The following is a 14666-nucleotide window of genomic DNA, read 5'->3' as shown; positions in this document are numbered from 1 at the left end:
ATCCCCAATACTTTCCTCATCAAGTGGACTGCTGGGCACAGTTTACTTGGGGCCTGTGACACCTGGGGGAACGGTGTCGTAAACCTTAACTCACCGACGCGGCGGAGACCCTCAGCTTTGAGTCAACCAACAGGGATTCCCCGGCCAGGGCCATGAATGGGAGATCCGAATGATGGTCCCCGTAAGCGAAGCTGCCCGCGAGATCCACGTTGTTCGCTAACGCGTGGGCCAGGACGGCACGGGCTTTGGCTTCACCTACCAGTGCTTCCTCGATCCCACCGGTGTACTTGCCATCGGCCACCAAGGGGCGGGTGCATAACAGCTCAAGGTGGGGCCACCGCCGTCGAACCCTTACCAAAGCCGGTTCGAACGATGCCGTGACTGCCACCAGTTGCCGCCCGGCGTCCGCATGGGCGTCCAGGATGGACGCCACAGGCTCCAGGAAGGCCCAGTCGGCCGCCTTCCCACCCCGCAGATCCGCCCACTGCTCGCCGAGTTCGGCCACCTCTGTGACGCTTCGGCCGCCCCACCAGCGGAAGTAGCGGGCGTTCGTCACCGAACGCGGGACCCCGTTCTCCGCTGCAGTGCGCAGACCGGTAAGGAACTCCTCGGCCTCTTCAGCACGGGAATGTTCGGCGGCGTCGAAGCGAAGGAATTCGAAAATGGTGTTGTAAGCGGTGATGGTGCCGTCGATGTCTGTGTAGGCAGCTTGGCTGCGGCTTCGGGAGGATTCTTCCACAGGAAGAATCCTAGGGACCGACACGCCGTTCGGAAGCCCCTAAGGGCAGGGCACTTTGAGGTGCCCTAGGCACAAAAAAGTGCGTTCTTACGCAGCGCCGCGCTGTCAGTGAGGATCGATGACGGGGCACAAAGCGTCCCCGAAAGCACAGCCTCGAAAGGAAGCCAATGCCTACCATCCTCCACATCAACGCCTCTCCGCGCTACGCCAACAGCGACTCCCTGCGGTTGGCCCGGCACTTCATCGATTCCGTCCAGACTGCCGGTGCGGAGAGTTTCGAAGTGGAGACGCTGAACCTGTTCGACGACGGCGCGCTGCCCGTTTTCGGTCGCGTCGCGGCAGCTGCGAAGATGGCTGTTTTCACCGGACAGGACCAGACGCCCGATCAGGTTGCCGCTTGGGAATCTGCCCGTGCAGTATTCGACCAGTTCGCTGCCGCTGACGCCTACGTCTTCAACATCCCCATGTGGAACTCGGGCGTTCCCTACGTCCTGAAGCAGTGGATCGACATCATTACCCAGCCCGGCTGGAGCTTTGGTTTCGACCCCGAGCAGGGCTACCGCGGCCTGTTGGAAGGCAAGCAGGCCCTCGCAATCCACACCAGCGGCGTTTACGCACCGGGCGTGCCAGCCGCGTTCGGCTCTGACTTCAGCAGCACTTTCTTTGCCGACTGGCTGAACTTCGTGGGCATCGAGGACGCCACGCACGTCCGCTTCGCACCCACGGTGCTTAACGGAGACGTGGATGGCACCCGTAAGGTTGCCGAGGCTGACCTCAGCGACGCCGCCATCGAGTTCGCCGGCAAGCTCAGCGCCGCGGGAACCCTCCAGCTCGTCAACGACTAAGGCGGACGCAGTGCGCATCGGCATTTCAGGTACCTACTCCTCGGGCAAGACGTTCACGTCCATGGCCTTGTCCCACTACACGGGGCTGCCCCGGACCAAGGCAAGGACCATGCGTGAAATCCTTCCCGAGGCCGCGCCGGGCAAGACCCTTGAGGAGTGCACGGCCGCGGAGCTTATCCAGATGATCGTGACCCGCCACGTTGAGCGTGCCGTGTACGAGGACAAGCTCTCGGCTGGGTTCATTTCCGACGGGTCATCCTTGCAGGAATGGATCTATGGGTCTGTGCGGGTTTCGCTCGGCCTGAATCCCAGTGCCTCGGCGCATCTTTCGGCGGGCGAGACCGTGGAGAAGACGCCGGAACTCGCCTTCTTCGAAGAGGTGATGACCAGCCTTGGCAACAGCTTCAAGAGGCACGTGCAGAACTCCTTCGATGTGTTCGTGCACCTGAAGAACGAGCTCCCGCTCTCCGCCGACGGGCACCGCCCGGTCAACGATCAGTTCCGGAACATGTCCGACGCCATCTTGCAGCAAACCATGGACGAGCTGGGGATACCGTTCCATGTGGTGTCCGGTTCCGTGGAGGAACGACTCGAGCAGATCGCTTCCCTGTTCAACCTGGAGCCCCGCATGAGTCCGGAGGATGCTGCTCGTTTGGCTTCCGAAGAGTACGCACAGTTGGACGTCCGTTCTGAAAAGGAACGCGTCCTGCAGTAATCCGCCTGACCCAGGATTCCGGATTCTACGCACCCGTCCGGCCGACTGCCATAAAGCGGTCGGCCGGACGCTCGTCATTAGTGGAGAACCCATGCCCACCCATCCTTCTGCTTCCCACCAAGTACGGTCCAACCATGCGCGACTAGGCGAGTTCTTCCGCACCCGCCGCGAGCAGACCCGGCCGGAGGACGTCGGGTTACCGGTCAGCCCACGACGCCGGACTCCCGGACTCAGGCGCGAAGAGGTGGCCGTCCTGGCCAACGTCGGGGTCTCCTGGTACACGTGGCTGGAGCAAGGGCGGGCCATCGGGGCCTCCGCAGAAATCCTGGACGCGATAGCCAATGCCCTGCAGCTCAGTCCTGAAGACAGGACCTACGTCCGCAGGCTGGCATCAGGGCGCCGGCCCAGCCCTGCCGCCGGCAACAGACAAGCCGCTCACAGCGGATTTCATGAGGCCGGGCAGGGTGGACAGCGTTTCGACGTCGACAACACCCAGCTGGCGCTTCTGCAGCAACTGGTGGATGCCATGGCAAATCCCAGCTACATCGCAGACCCGTTCTGGACCGTCGTGGCCATGAACGCGGCTGCGGCTGACACCTTTGATACCCGAGTGGGCGAAAGCTGCCTCCACCGCTTCTTCACCGATCCGGAGCTTGCCCGGCCCCACGTCCACAAAGAGATGATGGCCAGATCCATGGTTGCCCAGTTTCGTGCGCAATCAGCCAAGTTCCCTGACGATCCCCGTTTCGACACTATGGCCCGGAGCCTCTGTGAGGTCTCGAAGGCCTTCAACGAACTGTGGCAGCGCCAGGTGGTGAGCGACTCGTACCATGTGGACGTTGTCTACGACCACCCAACACTCGGCCGGCTAAGCTTCGCCCCCATGGTTCTGGGCGTCCCGCAGTTTCCCGCTCTCCGCCTGTTTACCTACCTACCCAAAAGTGGGACAGGGACGCAGGCTTCCCTTTTGGGGCTAGGCCGGAAGGCTGTTGTCTAGTGCGGGTCAGAGGTTCGTCATGCGCTCGCCGGCTTCGTTGTAGCGCCCACCCTCCACAGTGATTTTCGCAGCGGCCGCTTCGATTTCGTCAAGCTCTGCAGGCGAAAGTTCGACGTCGGCCGCGGCCAGGTTTTCTTCAAGGCGGTGCAGTTTTCGTGTGCCTGGAATCGGCACGATCCACGGCTTCTGCGCCAGCAACCATGCCAAGGCGATCTGGCCCGGCGTCGCGCCTTTTCGTTCTGCTATTCCGTTGAGCAGGTCCACCACAGCCTGGTTATTTTGTATGGCCTCGGGGGTGAACCTGGGGATGGTGCTTCGGATGTCGTTGCCGGATTCGAAGTTGGTGGAAGCGTTGATGGTGCCGGTCAGGAAGCCTTTGCCCAGCGGGCTGAAGGGTACGAATCCGATGCCAAGTTCTTCGCAAACGTCCAGGACTTCTTCCTCCGGTCGACGCCACCACAAGGAGTACTCGCTCTGGACGGCAGCCACAGGGAGGACTGCATGGGCACGGCGGATGGTTCCGGCCGCAGCCTCTGACATGCCGAAGTGCTTTACTTTTCCGGCGTCGACGAGTTCCTTGACTGCACCTGCCACGTCCTCGATGGGAACGTCCGGGTCAACCCGGTGCTGGTAGTAGAGATCCAGGGTGTCCACTCCCAGCCGCTGCAGGGATCCTTCCACTACCTCTTTGATGACCTCGGGGCGGCTGGTGACCTTGCCGCTGGCTTTCCTCGCTGCGGGGTCGATGTCCCAACCGAACTTGGTGGCAATGACTACCTGGTCCTTGAACGGGGCCAGGGCTTCGCCAACGAGTTCCTCATTGGCATAGGGTCCGTAAATTTCCGCTGTGTCGAAGAAGGTCACGCCGCGTTCCACACCTGTGCGGATGAGCGAGATCATGTCGTCTCGGTTCGGCCTTTCACTGTAGCCGCCGGTCATGCTCATGCATCCCATGCCTATGGCGGAAACTTCCAGGCCGCCTGTGCCGAGTGTGCGCTTTTCCATGGTTGGTCTCCTGTGCTGTTCGGGCTGATTGCTACCTCGACGTTATGGCCATGATGGGAGGCGAGGGAGTCACTGGCATTACCCCTCAGTTCCCTCTAGTTGCCCGCAGCAACCAGACGTAAACTGGCCTTCGGTTCACGTCGCCTGGCTCGGAGATCCCATGCTGTGGAAGGTACTTGTTCGTTTCCTGCGGCCGCATCAGCGGTTGCTGATTGCCGTCGTCGTCTTCCAGCTGGCGCAGTCCATCGCGTCCCTTTACCTTCCTACCCTGAACGCCGACATCATCGACAACGGCGTGGCCACCGGGGATACCGACTACATCCTGCGCATGGGCGGACTCATGCTGCTCATTACGTTGCTGCAGATCGCGTGTGCCGTGGTGGCCGTGTACTTCGGTGCGAAGGCTGCCATGGGGATGGGCCGTGACCTCCGCGACGCGATTTTCAGCCGGGTAGGGGAGTTCTCTGAGCAGGAGGTCACCAGGTTCGGGGCGCCGTCGCTGATCACCCGGTCCACCAACGACGTACAGCAGGTGCAGCAACTGGTTCTCATGTCCTGCACGCTGATGGTCGCGGCTCCCATGCTGAGCATTGGCGGCGTGATCATGGCCGTGCGGCAGGACGCGCAATTGTCTTGGCTGATCGCGGTATGCGTGCCGGTGTTGCTGGTTGCGGTCGGGCTGATCGTGACGCGGATGGTGCCGCTGTTCCGCAAGATGCAGGTCCGGATCGACGCCGTGAACAGGGTTCTTCGGGAGCAGCTCACGGGCATTCGTGTGGTGCGGGCTTTCGTCCGCGAGGACATGGAGGCAGCCCGGTTCGGCAAAGCGAACGACGACGTTACTGACGTTGCGCTGCGGGCCGGCCGTTTGATGGCGCTCATGTTCCCTGTGGTCATGCTTGTGATGAATGTTTCGTCCGTGGCGGTCATCTGGTTCGGATCTTTCCGGATTGAGGACGGCTCCATGCAGGTGGGCACCTTGATCGCGTTCCTGAGCTACCTGATGCAGATCCTCATGTCCGTCATGATGGCCACCTTCATGGCCGTGATGATCCCGCGCGCGTCCGTTTCCGCCGACCGCATCGGCGAGGTCTTGGAGACCGAATCAAGTGTCCAGCCGCCGTCGAATCCTGTAACTGGCGGTATCCGCCGCGGCGAACTGGAAATGCGCGACGTCGGATTCGCCTACCCGGGTGCCGAGCAGCCGGTTCTGGGCGGGCTTTCGTTTACCGCCCGTGCGGGGGAGACCACCGCTATTATCGGCAGCACCGGTGCGGGCAAGACCACGTTGGTGAACCTCATGCCGCGGCTGTTCGACGCGACCAGCGGATCCGTGCGGATGGACGGCGTGGATGTCCGAGAACTTCACCCGGACCTGCTCTGGGGGCACATCGGCCTGGTGCCGCAGCGGCCCTACCTGTTCTCCGGCACAGTCCGCAGCAACCTTCAGTACGGCAAGCCCGATGCCACTGAAGACGAGCTGTGGCAGGCGCTTTCAGTAGCCCAGGCCAGGGACTTCGTGGAGGAAATGGAAGGCGGCCTGGACGCAGTCATTTCCCAGGGCGGTACCAACGTCTCCGGCGGGCAGCGGCAACGGCTCGCGATCGCCCGGGCGCTGGTGAAGCAACCGGAGCTCTATATCTTTGACGATTCCTTCTCGTCCTTGGACACTGCCACCGACGCCCGGCTGCGGCAGGCCCTCAAGCGCCACACTAACGGCGCCTCCCTGGTGATCGTTGCGCAGCGCGTCTCCAGCATCGCGGATGCGGACCAGATCCTAGTGCTCGACGACGGGAGGATCGTCGGGCGTGGAACGCATGATGAGCTTTTGGAGACATCCGAAACCTACCGGGAAATCGTGTCCTCCCAGCTCGCGGCGGAGGAGGCGGCATGAGTGCTGTGTCAGCCGGTCCCCGTGGTCCGCAGCGGCCCGCGATGGGACCCGGCCGCGGAGGTCCGTTTGCGGGTATGAACATTCCTGCAGAGAAAGCCTCGAATTTTGGTGCCTCAGCCCGGCGTTTGCTGGGGACACTGCGGCCTGAACGCCTTTGGTTGATATTGGTGCTGGTTTTCGCCGTGATCAGCGTTACTTTGTCCGTGATCGGACCCCGGTTGCTGGGCGAAGGCACCAACCTGATCTTCGCCGGCGTCGTATCCAAACAGCTTCCCGAAGGCGCGTCCAAAGCCGAGGTAATCGCAGGGTTGCGCGCCTCGGGTGAGAACAGCAAGGCAGACATGTTGGGCGCCATGACCCTGACCCCCGGCGTCGGAATCGACTTCACGGCGCTGGCCTCGGTGCTGCTGTGGGCGCTGGCGCTCTATGTCCTGGCCTCAGCGTTCGGTTGGATTCAGGCGTACCTACTCAACGGCGTCGTGCAACGGACCGTTTACCGCCTCCGCGAGCGGATTGAAGCGAAAATTCACCGGCTGCCCCTGCGCTATTTCGACACCATCCAGCGAGGCGAGCTGTTGAGCCGAGTGACCAATGATGTGGACAACATCTCCCAAAGCCTGCAGCAATCCATCAGCCAGGTGGTGTCGTCCCTGCTCACCGTACTGGGTGTGCTGGTGATGATGTTCCTGCTCTCTCCGTTGCTGGCACTCATCGCGTTGGTGACTATCCCCTTGACGCTGGGAACCACGCTGCTCATCGCTAAACGGTCGCAGAAGCTGTTCGTGGCGCAGTGGAAAAACACGGGCGAGCTCAACGGCCAGATCGAGGAAACCTACACCGGGCACGCGTTGGTGAAGGTGTTCGGACGGCAGAACGAAGTGCAGGAGAAGTTCCGCGCCAAGAACGGAGAGTTGTATCAGGCGAGCTTCGGGGCGCAGTTCGTGAGCGGCCTGATTATGCCGGCCATGACGTTCATCGGGAACCTGGTCTATGTGGGGATCGCCGTGGTGGGCGGCCTGCAGGTTGCCGCGGGCTCCATGCAATTGGGCGACGTTCAGGCCTTTATCCAGTACTCAAGGCAGTTCACCATGCCACTGGCTCAGCTCGGATCCATGGCGAATATGCTGCAGTCCGGTGTTGCCTCGGCCGAGCGGGTTTTCGACTTGCTGGATGAGGAGGAAGAGTCGGCCGAACCTGACCCTGTTCCGCCGTCGGGTCCGTCGCGTGGGCGCCTCGTCTTCGAGAATGTGTCCTTCCGATACTCGCCGGACAAGCCACTGATCACGGACCTCAGCCTGGTGGCCGAGCCCGGGCAGAGCATCGCGATAGTTGGGCCAACGGGAGCTGGCAAGACCACGCTGGTGAATCTGATGATGCGGTTCTACGAGCTCGACTCCGGGCGCATAACGCTCGACGGCGTGGACATCACCTCGCTGTCACGGCAGGAACTCCGCTCCCGGATGGGCATGGTCCTCCAGGACACCTGGCTGTTCGGCGGGACGATCCGCGACAACATCGCCTATGGGCGCCCCTCCGCTTCCGAAGCAGAGATTATGGAGGCGGCGCAGGCCACCTACGTGGACCGCTTTGTTCGGTCCTTGCCCGAAGGCTACGACACCTTGCTAGACGACGAAGGCGGGAATGTTTCGGCAGGGGAGAAACAGCTGCTCACCATTGCCAGGGCCTTCCTGTCCCGTCCCTCGGTGCTGATCCTCGATGAAGCAACCAGCTCCGTGGATACCCGCACCGAGGTACTGGTTCAGAAAGCCATGAACGCCCTGCGCTCTGACCGGACCAGCTTCGTGATCGCCCATCGGCTCTCTACCATCCGGGATGCCGACCTTATTCTGGTGATGGAAGCCGGGCAGATTGTGGAGCAGGGGACACACTCGGAGCTGCTTGCCTCGGGCGGAGCGTACTCGAGGTTGTATGAGGCGCAGTTCGCGGCGCCCGCCGCTTTTGAATCCTAGGTTTGAGGGCACGTGCCTTCTGGCCCATCTTTCGACGCCGGAGGGCTGGTTTACAACTTGTGCAGGTTGAATTTGAGGTGCTTGGGATTCAACGAAGGGCTGGAAGCCCCCGGCTCTACCCCCGGCTCTGCCCCCGGCGCCGGGCTACGGCGTATGAAGGTTCGCGGAGTCGCCTCGTCCAGCCGTACGTTCCTGCTGTCGGAAGCGGATTGAGGACCGGATCAAATCGTGCGGCCGTATCTTCGCCCACGCCGTCAGCAAGGGTGAGCTTCAATGTTCCGAACCTGGTCCATGGTCCCAGGGGACTGGCGTGATGGAGCTCCAGGGTCCACGCTTGCTGGCCAAGATGGGAACTGAAAGCGGGTGCTTCCGCAGGCAGTTTCTTGGGACCACCGATGGTCCTTGCTCCTATCAGCACGGGTCCGGTCTCTGATTTGTAGGGCATCATCGTGGAGAAGACTGCTGATGCGGCGTCCCGCCGGAGCCTCAGGATGAAGCGGCCAAGTCCCGTCGCTCCAGTGGTGGCGAGGAGCACGTCCGACAGTTTGTCCCCCTCCGGGAAGCGCACTGCCAAGCCGATAATGTCCGGGAAGGATCCCGGCAATCCGATCGACCGCGAGAGCCGTGCGTCCACTTGGCTGGTCCCGGCTGCGTCAAGCCAAGGGATTCCCGACGCCGGTCGCGGAAGTCCGTCCCTCTCAAGGGTTCCCACCAGGTGAACGCCTTCCGGGTGGTTGGGCCTGTTGGGACGGACGGTTTTGACTGCCCGGAACGCCGCAGCGAAAGCAGACCCGGCGAAGGCCTGGAGGTTGGTAGTCAGTCTCTTCACGGATTTACCCTATGCGGTCCACCCGCCGAAGGACAGGCTCCTTATCAATAAACCGTGACAGTCACGGTAACCGTGATGGCCGCAGAACGTTGGCGTCCCCGGCCTTCCTCGGGTCGAGCGGCACCGGACTAATCAGCACGGCCGGACCTCGATTCAACACGCCTCCGGCGATCACTTGGCATCGTACGCCGCCGCGCCCGCGCATCACTTTATGGGCGCCCGGGGCAAGCATTTCATCCATCCAAGCGCAGGGATGGGCCGGCCGCCCGGCCTTGAGCCGCACCGTGTCTCCACCCGACTCAAGCGTGAATTCATGGCCAAGCAGGGGCGCCAGCTCTACTCCCCGAAGGACAACGTTCCGTCGGGTCAGCAGGGGATCAAAAGGCCCGGCCCCGAGTTCCGATGCAATGGCTTCGAGGGCCTCCACCGCGAACACCGTCACGGCGGCATCCATATGTGCGGCCTTGCCGAAGAACCGGTCGCCAACAATGCCTTTGCCCGCCACCAACTCGGCTTGCCTGGCATCGGCAGTGGGGACGTCTGCGGCTCCTTCGCGGGCGCGGCCGAAGTAGGCGTGGGCCGGCGACACCAAAAGGTGCAGCACATCGACGTCGTACCTGTACTCAGCGGTCATCCCTCAACGCTAGCCCTAGCTGGGACAGTGCGCATCAGCCAAGCAGGGGCGGGCGCTTTCCGGGATGTCCTGGTCGCTATTGTGGTCGCTTCGCTGGTGCTGGCCATCGGCCGATTCGACATTGGTGCACTTCCAGTCCTTCCGGGCCTCGTTGCGCCAAGCGCGGTCGACGCCGGGCTGCGGAACGCCGCTGGACACAGGCGGACCTCGCGTCAGCCCTCGTCGCTTCCCGGCAGACTGTCATCTCCATCGAACGGGAGAAGTTTGATCCCTCGCTTCCGTTGGCCTTCCTTATTGCGCGGACGTTTGACTGTGCCATTGAGGACATTTTCGCTGCGGACTAACGTGCTTGTGTCCTGCGCCGCAGCGCTTTGGACGCCTGCCCGATACTGTGGCACGGTGAACTTTGCTGAGGCCGCCGACGGCGCTGAACTCGCCTGGACATCCGAAGGCGAAGGCGAGCCGATGCTGCTCATCGCCGGACAGGCGACAGCCATGGACGGTTGGGGTCCGACGGCGGAGCTTCTGTCCCGCTACTACCGCGTCATCCGTTTTGATCACCGGGGGATAGGCCGGAGTGGGAAGGGTGAAGCCGGGCGCTACAGCACACGGCTCCTCGCCGAGGATGCAGTTGCTGTCCTTGACGCCGCGGGAGTGGATTTAGCACACGTGTACGGTCATTCGATGGGTGGTCGGGTTGGGCAATGGTTTGCCATCGACCACCCGCAGAAAGTCCGCACTCTGATCCTCGCCGCCACGAGCGGTGGAAAATACCCGGACACTGGAACGCAGCCGGACGGGGCGGCCTTGCATGCGCTGGTTAGTGGTGACATGTCCCGGCTTGAACCGCTCTTCTTCGACGCTGATTGGGTCCGGAGCAACCCCGCGGCGACGCATACCTTCTTCAACTCCCACGCGTCAGCATGGGCCAAAGCACGCCACTTCAGGGCCAGCCGCGAGCATGATGCCTGGCATGACCTCGGCTCCATTAAGGCGCCGACCCTGATACTCCACGGCACCGAGGACGCCTTGACGCCCTTGCCCAACGCGCTGCTCCTCCGTGAACACATTCCCCGCTCGGTGCTGGTGAGGGTTCCTGGTGCCGGTCATGGCTTGCACCTGGATCATCCCGAAACGGTTGAGTGGATCCGGCAATTCATCGCCGGAAAGAGCCGTTCGTCAGGATGATTGGCGCGCCTGCTCGGATGGTCGGCCCTACAGGGAATTCTCACCAAGGTGGCGGACCAGGGCATCGACGATAGCGAGTTGCCCTTTGACGAGCTTCGTCTTGGCTACGGGTTCTTCAAACCACCGGGCGTCGTCGATTTCAGGAAACTCCTTAATGGATCCCGAGCCCTTGGGCCATTCCATGGGGAATGTGTTGCTGACAATCTGCTGAGGTTGAAAGTCGCGCGCTTCGGCGGCGAACACGGTGATTAGTTTGCCGGAGGGCTGCCGAAAAACGCCCAGGAGGTCGTACTGGGCCGCAGGCGGTGGTGTGCCAATTTCTTCGGTGAATTCCCGTTGGGCGGCAACTAAGGCGTCTTCGTCCTCAGGGAATTCTCCCTTGGGAATTGACCAGGCATGTTCATCTTTGCGGGCCCAAAAGGGCCCGCCCATGTGGGCTATCCAAAGCTCCAATTGACCGGCTGTGTTTCTTCGGTGAAGGAGGATGCCCGCGCTACGAATTGTGATGTGCCCTCCCGGGGTAGGCTGCTGCGCGCAGATTCTTGGATAGGTCAAGGTTACTCGGGACGTTGTGACCGTTATCGAATTGATGTTGTGTGGACAATTTTGCTTGCCCATTTCGCTTCCGGCACGACCCTGACTACTTGATAATCGAGGACAGGCGTTTCTCGGGGGTGGAACGTCGCTGCGGTCAGCGGCATCAGCCGTTGACGGTTCTGGGCGCATCAGCAGGAGGAAACAGCTATGGCATTGTCAGTGAGGCTCCTTCCACGTGGAGGAAGAAAAGCAATGGGGTTGGCCGTCGTCGTTGCGGTTGGCTTATCGATGTTCACGGGAATAGGCCCCACGCATGCGGCGGACACCACGCCCATGGCTGAGGATCCTGGCCCGGTGGGCAGTTTTGCGTGGAAAGGGTTCAACTGGCAGAAGCGCTTTTGGGGCGGGGCGCCCATGTATAACGCGAGTTGGGATGCCAATAATGTGAGTAACCCGGACGCCAACGGGTACGTAAAGCTCTCCATCAGCAACCCGACAGGGTCGGCTCCAAAGGGTGCGGAATTCCAATCCACGCGTGAAGGCTTCGGGTATGGAACGTATAGCACCACGGTGGAAAAGGATGTCAGCTCCCTCCAGAAGGAAGTGGTGTGGGGCTGCCTTTTCACCTACGATCCCAATGCGGTGCCTGGTTATACGGAGATTGACCTTTGTGAAGCCTCGGCCTGGGGTGGGGGCGCCGCCTACGGAGAAGACTGGCCTGTGACCCAAGGGCATGGATATTGGTTTGACGCCAGCTTGCCGCCTGGGCAGGGAAACAACACCGTCACCTTTGACGTCACCAACGCTCCGATCCTCACGCACAGGATGGTCTGGGAACCAGGCAGGTTGACTTTCGAGACGTTTGCAGGGGAGGGCTACACCGGGACGCTCTTGAAGCGGACGGTCCTGGAGGGTTCCACGGTCCCGCTCCCGGCCAAGGAACAAATTCACTTCAATCTTTGGGTGACCGGCGGTGGGGGCGGAGATGCAGCACACGTAGTACCTGAAACTGTCACCATCCGCGACTTTTCCTTCGTCCCCGCGAATCAGGGTCAACTCACGGCACCAACACCCACCATTTCAGGCACGGCAGCCGTCGGCTCAACCTTGACGGCCGCGCCGGGAACCTGGACCACCGGGACCGCCTTGAGCTACCAGTGGTTCCGGAACGGCGTGGCAATTGCCGGCGCCACCAGCGCCAGTAGAGTACTTTCCGCCGCGGATCAGGGCACTCGCCTAACGGTTCGCGTCACGGGAACCAAGACCGGTTACACCACCGCCGTCAGGGAGTCTGCTCCCACGGCGATAGTGGTAGCCGGGACTTTGGTAGCGCCCACCCCGATCATCACGGGAACGCTGACAGCGGGTTCAACGCTTACGGCTAATCCTGGTACGTGGACGTCCGGGACCACTTTGACGTATCAGTGGTATCGCTCGGGTGTGGCAATCCCGGGGGCAACGGCTCGTTCCTACAAGCTGGTGAGTGCTGACCAGGGTGACACGATGAGCGTGAGGGTTACCGGCACTAAAGCCGGCTACACCACGGTTGCCAGGTTCTCGGCCAGCACAGCCCCGGTGCAGTAGGCCAATAGTGCAGTAGTACGAATGCAATGAACCCGCAGTTTGTGTCGCGCTGGAGGTAGCGACAAAACTGCGGGTTCGTTGCTTAATCTGTTGCTTCCGTGCCTACTTCTGTGCCCGAACCGGAACGATCCTCTTAACGGCGAGTCCGAGAGCCAGCATGGCAAAGGCCGCCAGCGCGAACCAGAAAAGGTCTCCGGCTCCGGTCATTGCGAGCGTGCCTGAGCCCATTCCGGCTGCTACTGCTCCGGTCACTGGGGCTACTGGGTTGTTGTACATGAGTCGATTACCAAACTTTCTTTCTGTTGAATGCTGCATCCAAGTACGCCTTGGCGTGGACAGCTTGGAGGAAAATATCGATGACGGTTTCGTACATGGTTGCGGCCAGGAGCATGTACCTCCAGCCCCGGAAACGCAGAGTAACTATGCGTTCCAGGATGAAAATGCCAGTGACGGTAATCCAGAAGGGCTGAAAGGTCAGCCCCATACCGGAAATCAACGCGAACACGAGGGAACCAAAGTAGGCCAGCGTCACTACGACGCCAATCATGGAAAGAAACTGCCGTCCCCAGTAAGGTCGGGTTACTTTGGTCCAGCCGTATTGCACGCAGTTCTCCACCGCGCCACGCTTCCAACGCAGCCGCTGTGACCACAGTTCACGCCACGTGGGCATGACCTCAGTGACCAGTGTGCAGTCGGATGGAGACGCGATGCGGTAGCCCAGGGTCAACAGGGCAAAGGAGAGTTCGTTGTCCTCGGTGAGCACCGAAGTGTCATAGACGCCGCCATTGCCGTTCCCGGGAGGGAGCTCGCCCTTCAACCGGGCGGCCACGACGTCCCGCAATGTCTTGACGCGGAACAGGGCTGCTGTCCCGGTGACTACCAGGCACTTGCCGTGTAGTCGCTTCACGTCGCGTGCGTAACGGGCGTATTCGTTGCGCTGCAGGTGGCCCACAAAGCCGCCTCCCGGACCGCCGCTGAATACTCCGCCCACAGCGCCGAGCAGTTCGTCCGCGAGCAGGTTCCTGGTGGCGTTCCCGATGAAATCGAGGGCCAGCTGCGAGTCGGCATCCTGGACCAGGAACAGGTCCTCCGGGTCGGCATCCGGAAGGAGCTCGCTGAGGGCGAAGTTCAGGGCTCCGGCCTTCTTGTCTTTGTTTCCCACCGTGCGCATAACTTCGGCACCCTGAGCGAGGGCAAGCTCTTCGGTGTCATCGGTGCAGTTGTCTGCCACCACGATCACACGGTCCGGGCGATGAGTCTGGTTTCTCAAGGACAGCAGCGTCTCGGTGATGCCGGCTGACTCATTGTGGGCCGGAACCAGAACGGTTACCACCCCGCCTGCCGCGCGGTGGGATCGTCGCGGCCTGGCAGCCGTCTGCGGTGCGTTTGCCGGGCCCGGTGCCGCTGCATTGGCCTTGATTTCCGTGAGCATAGTGATCCCTCCGTTCATGCGTTGAAGCGTTGACTCACTTAGAGTTCCAACGCGAACGCAAGATCAGGGGAGGGAAACCATCAAGGAAGTCTCAAGGTTTCATCAGGACTTTCTGTGTGGCGTCACGAATGGGGGGTAAGGGCCGCTGGTGCCAACTTCCCGATGGAACCCGGGCTTGTTCGCGTCGCGAGCCGTAGAACGTCGGAGGAGGCGTACGACTGCGGGAAGGCGCGCTTAAACGCAAGAGGACGACGTCGGAGGGTTCCGGCGTCGTCCTCTTGAGTAGTGCTTGAGCTG

Annotated in this window: 14 protein-coding genes and 1 pseudogene; 8 read left to right on the top strand and 7 right to left on the bottom strand. The window is 61.7% G+C overall.

The window, feature by feature from the left end; translation table 11 throughout:
• Window positions 1–85: 85 nt before the first annotated feature.
• Complete coding sequence (locus ACIQTW_RS07440) at window positions 86–739, bottom strand: HAD family hydrolase (protein ID WP_402935492.1); 654 nt, start codon at window positions 737–739, stop codon at window positions 86–88.
• A gap of 167 nt (window positions 740–906) precedes the next feature.
• On the opposite strand from ACIQTW_RS07440, the gene ACIQTW_RS07435 reads away from it, so the two are divergent.
• The 3 genes from ACIQTW_RS07435 to ACIQTW_RS07425 all read left to right on the top strand — a co-directional run bounded on the left by ACIQTW_RS07435 (window position 907) and on the right by ACIQTW_RS07425 (window position 3296).
• Window positions 907–1584, top strand: coding sequence for an FMN-dependent NADH-azoreductase (locus ACIQTW_RS07435; RefSeq protein ID WP_017200677.1), 678 nt, complete (start codon window positions 907–909; stop codon window positions 1582–1584).
• Between the two features lie 10 nt (window positions 1585–1594).
• Window positions 1595–2299: an AAA family ATPase gene (locus ACIQTW_RS07430; RefSeq protein ID WP_402935488.1), complete on the top strand. Its 705-nt coding sequence runs from the start codon at window positions 1595–1597 to the stop codon at window positions 2297–2299.
• 91 nt (window positions 2300–2390) lie between these two features.
• Window positions 2391–3296, top strand: a complete 906-nt coding sequence (locus ACIQTW_RS07425; RefSeq protein ID WP_402935487.1) for a helix-turn-helix transcriptional regulator — start codon at window positions 2391–2393, stop codon at window positions 3294–3296.
• A gap of 6 nt (window positions 3297–3302) precedes the next feature.
• Here the strand turns inward: ACIQTW_RS07425 and ACIQTW_RS07420 are convergent, their stop codons facing one another.
• On the bottom strand, window positions 3303–4301 hold the full coding sequence (locus ACIQTW_RS07420) for an aldo/keto reductase (protein ID WP_402935484.1): 999 nt from the start codon (window positions 4299–4301) through the stop codon (window positions 3303–3305).
• Window positions 4302–4461: 160 nt separating this feature from the next.
• On the opposite strand from ACIQTW_RS07420, the gene ACIQTW_RS07415 reads away from it, so the two are divergent.
• Together ACIQTW_RS07415 and ACIQTW_RS07410 are read left to right on the top strand one after the other, a co-directional pair.
• The gene (locus tag ACIQTW_RS07415; RefSeq protein ID WP_402935481.1) at window positions 4462–6195 is read left to right on the top strand and encodes an ABC transporter ATP-binding protein; all 1734 of its coding nucleotides are present in this window, start codon (window positions 4462–4464) and stop codon (window positions 6193–6195) included.
• Window positions 6192–8165: an ABC transporter ATP-binding protein gene (locus tag ACIQTW_RS07410; RefSeq protein ID WP_402935478.1), complete on the top strand. Its 1974-nt coding sequence runs from the start codon at window positions 6192–6194 to the stop codon at window positions 8163–8165. The genes ACIQTW_RS07415 and ACIQTW_RS07410 overlap by 4 nt, the downstream gene beginning before the upstream one ends.
• 115 nt (window positions 8166–8280) lie before the next feature.
• Here the strand turns inward: ACIQTW_RS07410 and ACIQTW_RS07405 are convergent, their stop codons facing one another.
• Both ACIQTW_RS07405 and ACIQTW_RS07400 read right to left on the bottom strand, forming a co-directional pair.
• A complete protein-coding gene (locus ACIQTW_RS07405; RefSeq protein WP_402935475.1) occupies window positions 8281–8994 on the bottom strand; it encodes a hypothetical protein in 714 nt (237 codons plus the stop codon).
• Between the two features lie 61 nt (window positions 8995–9055).
• Window positions 9056–9628 (bottom strand): MOSC domain-containing protein, encoded by a 573-nt coding sequence (locus ACIQTW_RS07400; protein WP_402935472.1) that lies wholly within the window; start codon window positions 9626–9628, stop codon window positions 9056–9058.
• A gap of 182 nt (window positions 9629–9810) precedes the next feature.
• On the opposite strand from ACIQTW_RS07400, the pseudogene ACIQTW_RS07395 reads away from it, so the two are divergent.
• A pseudogene (locus ACIQTW_RS07395) lies at window positions 9811–9972 on the top strand (helix-turn-helix transcriptional regulator); the annotation flags it as partial.
• Window positions 9973–10027: 55 nt separating this feature from the next.
• Window positions 10028–10816 (top strand): alpha/beta fold hydrolase, encoded by a 789-nt coding sequence (locus ACIQTW_RS07390; protein WP_402935470.1) that lies wholly within the window; start codon window positions 10028–10030, stop codon window positions 10814–10816.
• Between the two features lie 27 nt (window positions 10817–10843).
• Here the strand turns inward: ACIQTW_RS07390 and ACIQTW_RS07385 are convergent, their stop codons facing one another.
• The gene (locus ACIQTW_RS07385; protein ID WP_402936268.1) at window positions 10844–11323 is read right to left on the bottom strand and encodes an NUDIX domain-containing protein; all 480 of its coding nucleotides are present in this window, start codon (window positions 11321–11323) and stop codon (window positions 10844–10846) included.
• Window positions 11324–11560: 237 nt separating this feature from the next.
• On the opposite strand from ACIQTW_RS07385, the gene ACIQTW_RS07380 reads away from it, so the two are divergent.
• Window positions 11561–12937: a hypothetical protein gene (locus tag ACIQTW_RS07380; protein WP_402935467.1), complete on the top strand. Its 1377-nt coding sequence runs from the start codon at window positions 11561–11563 to the stop codon at window positions 12935–12937.
• Window positions 12938–13039: 102 nt separating this feature from the next.
• Here the strand turns inward: ACIQTW_RS07380 and ACIQTW_RS07375 are convergent, their stop codons facing one another.
• A complete protein-coding gene (locus tag ACIQTW_RS07375; RefSeq protein WP_402935464.1) occupies window positions 13040–13189 on the bottom strand; it encodes a hypothetical protein in 150 nt (49 codons plus the stop codon).
• Between the two features lie 31 nt (window positions 13190–13220).
• Window positions 13221–14387, bottom strand: a complete 1167-nt coding sequence (locus tag ACIQTW_RS07370; protein ID WP_402935461.1) for a glycosyltransferase family 2 protein — start codon at window positions 14385–14387, stop codon at window positions 13221–13223.
• Window positions 14388–14666 lie beyond the last annotated feature (279 nt).

The organism is Paenarthrobacter sp. NPDC090517 (assembly GCF_044769165.1).
In the GTDB taxonomy this organism is placed as follows: domain Bacteria; phylum Actinomycetota; class Actinomycetes; order Actinomycetales; family Micrococcaceae; genus Arthrobacter.
Note: the sequence above shows the minus strand (reverse complement) of the source record. Positions and strands in the feature narration are given on the sequence as shown.

What these genes read in the sequence shown, in the direction of transcription:
- ACIQTW_RS07400 (WP_402935472.1), bottom strand. Translation starts at nt 9,628, where the DNA reads ATGACCGCTGAGTACAGGTACGACGTCGATGTGCTGCACCTTTTGGTG.
- ACIQTW_RS07435 (WP_017200677.1), top strand. Translation starts at nt 907, where the DNA reads ATGCCTACCATCCTCCACATCAACGCCTCTCCGCGCTACGCCAACAGC.
- ACIQTW_RS07410 (WP_402935478.1), top strand. Translation starts at nt 6,192, where the DNA reads ATGAGTGCTGTGTCAGCCGGTCCCCGTGGTCCGCAGCGGCCCGCGATG.
- ACIQTW_RS07415 (WP_402935481.1), top strand. Translation starts at nt 4,462, where the DNA reads ATGCTGTGGAAGGTACTTGTTCGTTTCCTGCGGCCGCATCAGCGGTTG.
- ACIQTW_RS07425 (WP_402935487.1), top strand. Translation starts at nt 2,391, where the DNA reads ATGCCCACCCATCCTTCTGCTTCCCACCAAGTACGGTCCAACCATGCG.
- ACIQTW_RS07420 (WP_402935484.1), bottom strand. Translation starts at nt 4,301, where the DNA reads ATGGAAAAGCGCACACTCGGCACAGGCGGCCTGGAAGTTTCCGCCATA.
- ACIQTW_RS07380 (WP_402935467.1), top strand. Translation starts at nt 11,561, where the DNA reads ATGGCATTGTCAGTGAGGCTCCTTCCACGTGGAGGAAGAAAAGCAATG.
- ACIQTW_RS07370 (WP_402935461.1), bottom strand. Translation starts at nt 14,387, where the DNA reads ATGAACGGAGGGATCACTATGCTCACGGAAATCAAGGCCAATGCAGCG.